The 4,210-nt window shown below is 66.7% G+C and carries 3 protein-coding genes and 1 pseudogene; all 4 read right to left on the bottom strand.

Annotation, left to right across the window (positions count from 1 at the left end; all coding sequences use genetic code 11):
• Nucleotides 1–295 precede the first annotated feature (295 nt).
• Nucleotides 296–846: pseudogene (locus tag GVY64_RS38535) on the bottom strand (dihydrofolate reductase family protein).
• Between the two features lie 64 nt (nt 847–910).
• Nucleotides 911–1,882, bottom strand: coding sequence for a hypothetical protein (locus GVY64_RS36520; protein WP_159851215.1), 972 nt, complete (start codon nt 1,880–1,882; stop codon nt 911–913).
• Nucleotides 1,883–1,884: 2 nt separating this feature from the next.
• Nucleotides 1,885–2,934: a 3-oxoacyl-ACP synthase III family protein gene (locus GVY64_RS36515; RefSeq protein ID WP_159851213.1), complete on the bottom strand. Its 1,050-nt coding sequence runs from the start codon at nt 2,932–2,934 to the stop codon at nt 1,885–1,887.
• An 81-nt stretch (nt 2,935–3,015) separates the two neighbouring features.
• Entirely contained in the window at nt 3,016–3,852 is an 837-nt protein-coding gene (locus GVY64_RS36510; RefSeq protein WP_159851211.1) for an SDR family oxidoreductase, read from the bottom strand.
• Nucleotides 3,853–4,210 lie beyond the last annotated feature (358 nt).

Raw genomic sequence — 4,210 nt, 5'->3', positions numbered from 1 at the left:
GCCCTGCTACACCGGTACCGCCGCCTGGCCACCCGCTGGGAACGACGCACCGACATCCACCAAGGATTCCTCGACCTCGCCGCCGCCCTCATCTGCTGGCGAAGACTCCGCAACCGAACCTGATAGGCGCTCTAAGTGAGCAAAACGCCGGGTGAAACCCGACGGCCACGCATTGCGCGGGTAACCAGATGACAGAATGGACTGAGCGTCGCTGGTCGAACTCGTCTATTATTCGCTGCCGACGAGCATTACCCAGACTACTCCCGAGCCTTGCGAAACCACGACGGTGAAATACTCACCTTCGCCAGAAAAGTGGTGCACCACACCACTCGGCCCGGGGATCCGCTCGAAGTGAAGCCGGTCGACGAGACCGTCAGGGCTAGTCCACAGCTTGTCTCCGCGACCAGTTTCGATTGGTGAGACGGCGATATGCAGCGTATCGGTCAAATCGCCTACAGGAACGCCCGACCAGTGGCCACGCCACCGCCGATGCGCACGTCCTTGCCCTCTGTGGCTGCGAATGCCCTGGCCAGCGCGAAGAAACCTCGCGGTACGGAACGGCGGTTCATCGCCCCACCATCGTTGCTAGTCGTGGTTCTCGCATGGTCCGCGCTGAGGACCACATTATTGCGACCAATGATTTCGGCACCGATGTTGTTGGCGAAGTCGCGAGTGCAGTAGTCGTCGCGACCGTACGTCCCGCAGGGTCGGTCCTGTTGGGCCAGTACGCGGTGGCACCTGCCCATGAGAAAGCCCACCCGGGTCGGCATGGCCGAACGGACGGTTGGTATTTGCACTCCCCGAACCGTATCCGTCGCCGGACACATTAAGTTTACGCGTAACAATTTTGGCGCGAGAACCCCTTTCTGGCGAATTGCCGACACCGATCTCGTGAAACAACCGGTGTCCGTCAAAGGCCGTGAACTACTCCCGAAGAACAAGGTTCCGGCACCGCTGGCCCCAACCCACCCCTGTGCACCACCGGGCTCTGCGGCACCGCTCGCGGATCGTAGGCGACGCATGCTGCCGACGCCTCGTCCACGGCCGCGAAGACCATGGTGGTATCGGGATCGAAGCCGCTGTCCAGTGCGTGCAGATAGGCGTGCACCGGACCCGCGGTGTACGGATCTCCGACGCAGGCGTCGAAACCCACGACCGACCGCGTCGGCAGGGCCAGCGCGCCCGCCAATCGGGCGCGGAATCCGGCCGCCGGATCCGGCGCCAGCAGCAGCGCCTCCCCCGCGGCGAAGTGACCGCCGTCGAGCCCTTCCTCGGCCAGACAGGCACGCACTACCGCGGCCGCCGCATCCACTCGGTCCCCCGCGCCGGTGCGGACGCACATGGCGTCGCGGCCGTCGGCCCCCGCTTCGTCCAGCGCAACCCAGGCGATCGGATCGGCCGGGCCGGTGGTGTCGCGGGTGTGCAGCCGCCCGAATCCCGCTGCGGTGGGCGAAGTTCCGAGCAGCAGGGCGGCGCCACTGGCGCTGTACGGAAAGTCGGCGACGTCACGCTCGGTCGACGGGTGGGTGTCGCCCGCGACGAGCAACGCGTACTTCACCACGCCGGTGGCGAGAAAAGCGTCGGCGGTCGCGATGGCGTGCAGCAGACCGGACGCGCCGTGCATGAGGTCGAAGGAGAAGACCGGGGTACGCCCGGGCGCATAGGACAGCCCGAGACCGATCCGCTTCTGCAGGAGCGCGGCCACTGCCGGCTCGGAGATATTGCTGTCCCGGAAGACGCCCGCGTTGACCAGCATCCCGATCTCGTCGAGGCCGACCTCCGAGCGCTCGACGCAGGTCCGCGCTGCCCGCGCGGCCAGTTCGAGGTAACTGCCGGTGTCGAGATCGCGGCTCGTCGCGGCCGCGACGATCGTCGTCGCCATGCTCATGCCTCCAAACGCGAGACGGTGGCGGCCAGATACCCCGAGACGATGCCCGATGCCGCCGGGATCATGAGGATCTTCGATCCGCGCGGGATCTTCTGTTGGGCGAGGTGCTCGTGCAGGACCAGGAAGTGGGAGGTCGAGGCGGTGTTGCCGTAGTCGCGCAGGACGTTGAGCGCTTGCGGCATCGGCGTGCCGAAATGCCGTTCGGTCAGGTCCGAGATGTACTCGATGGCGGGCGCGCTGAATTGGTGGTGGATCCAGTAGTCGTACTTCTCGCTCTCCCAGGTCCGTCCGGTCTCGGCGAGGAAGTCGGCCATGCGGTTGATGCCCTGCCGGTAGCGCGCTTCGTTCTGCATCGCCCGGTTGTCGGTGTACATCGCGATCCCGCCGGTACGGTCGCTGGGCATGCCGAGGCAGTGCTCGGCGCCGTCGGCCGCGGTCATCAGCTCCACATAGTGCAGTTCGTCGTTGTCGTCGCCACGGTCGTCGAGCACGACCGCGACCGCCGCGTCCCCCACCGTCAGCGCCGCGAACTGCGGGTCGTAGGGCTCGCTGATCTCGCGCAGCGCTGTCTCGGCGATCGGCGTGATCTGCTCGCCGCTGACCACCATGCCGTTGCGCACGGCACCGGCCTTGATCATGCGGTCGAGCACCATCACGCCGGTGATCATCCCGGCGCAGGCGTTGGAGACATCGAAGTGCCGGGCCGCCCTCGTGCCGATCGCGTTACCCAGCATGAGCGCGAAAGACGGTGCGTAGCAGAAGATTCCCGCGCCGCGGGTGCGCGTGATGGAGGCCGATATGACGACGTCCAGTTCGTCGGCCCGGTAGCCGGAATGCCGCAGGCAGTCCTCGATCGCGCGTAACGCCAGCTCGAACGACGATTCGTACCGGTCCGGATGCGAGTCGTACACCCGCCGATTCTCGATGCCGGTGATGCGCTGCAGATCCAGTGACCTCGGCACGGCCAGCGCGGCGATCAGATCTTCGGTGGAGCGGACGGTCGTCGGCGTGTACGCGCCGATCGACTCGAAACGAGTACGAAGCATGGTCCCCTGCTTTCCGCTTCAGTCGGCGACGATGGTCGTGTGGTGCGCCGCGACTACGCTGTCGCGGGTCCTGCGCGCGCCCTACCCGGCCAGCCCGACCAGACCGGCGCTGACCTCACACAGCTGCTGACCGAGTGCGTCGTCCTGCGCCAGACGCGACGGGGTCTTGACGCGGTTCTTCTGGAAGTAGCAGCCGCTGACCTCGGCGACTTCGGGATCGGTGGCCAAGTACGTCAGCGCCCGGCCGCCCTCCGCGGCGGAGATCATGAACAGCCGCTTGGCGAGCGCTACGAAGGGCCGGCCGAACCACGGCATGGCATCCCAGATTCCGGTCGCCACGGCGCCCGGATGGAAGGCGTTGACCGTTACTCCGGTTCCTTCCAGACGCCGTGCCAGTGCACGGGCGTAGAGGACATTCGCCAGTTTGGAGCGGCTGTACGCCTTCTCTCCCGAATATCCCTGCCGGAACTCCACATCGGTGAGATCCATGGTGGCGCCGAACTGCATCACCGACGAGGTGAACACGATGCGCGACGGGGCGCTGCGCACCATCAGATCCGTCAGCAGTTCGGTGAGCAGGAATCCACCGAGATGGTTGACCGCGAACGTGGCCTCGATGCCGTCCACGGTCTCCGTCCGGGTCTCGTGGTAACCGCCGGCGTTGTTGGCCAGCACGTCCAACCGGTCGTACCCGGCCAGCACCTCCTTCGCCAGCTGCCGGACCGAGGCCTGCGACGCGAAGTCGCACTCCAGGATGTCCACGCCCGCCGCCCCCGCGCACCGCACCAGCTCCGCCGCCTCGGCGAGCTTCCGCGGATTGCGTCCGACCAGGACGAGCCGGTTGCCCTGCGCCGCCAGCTGCCGAGCCGATTCGAGACCGATACCCGATGTCGCCCCCGTGATCAGGATTGTCCGCACAGCCGAACACCCTGCCACAGAAGTTTCCTCGCAGATTGCTGACACGAGCCAACCCGGACCGGGATTTCCCCTGCTCGGGCAGGCGTAACCCGCCCTACGGAGGGCGGGATGCTCAGCGAGGATCAGGAGCCGCTACCGCTCGAGCCTCGGCCTGGCAATCTTTGGGCCACTCTCGCCGAGGCGCTCGTGCCGCGGACGGCGCGACACCCGCACCGGCCGGCGAGGCAGGATCCGCCCGTTACCTTTCTCGTGGGTCCGATCCAGGGCCTCGGTCGCCGGGCCCGGTATGACTTCTTGCCCCTGTCTTTCGCATGATCCGGGGGGTGGTGTCGCCGGGTACCGGTGGCATCGGATGGAC

Origin of the sequence: Nocardia sp. CY41, assembly GCF_009829325.1 — a bacterium.
Lineage (GTDB): Bacteria > Actinomycetota > Actinomycetes > Mycobacteriales > Mycobacteriaceae > Nocardia.
This window is presented reverse-complemented; position numbering and strand designations above follow the sequence as displayed.

Coding starts and splice junctions, on each gene's coding strand:
- GVY64_RS36520 (WP_159851215.1), bottom strand. CDS start 1,882: ATGGCGACGACGATCGTCGCGGCCGCGACGAGCCGCGATCTCGACACC.
- GVY64_RS36515 (WP_159851213.1), bottom strand. CDS start 2,934: ATGCTTCGTACTCGTTTCGAGTCGATCGGCGCGTACACGCCGACGACC.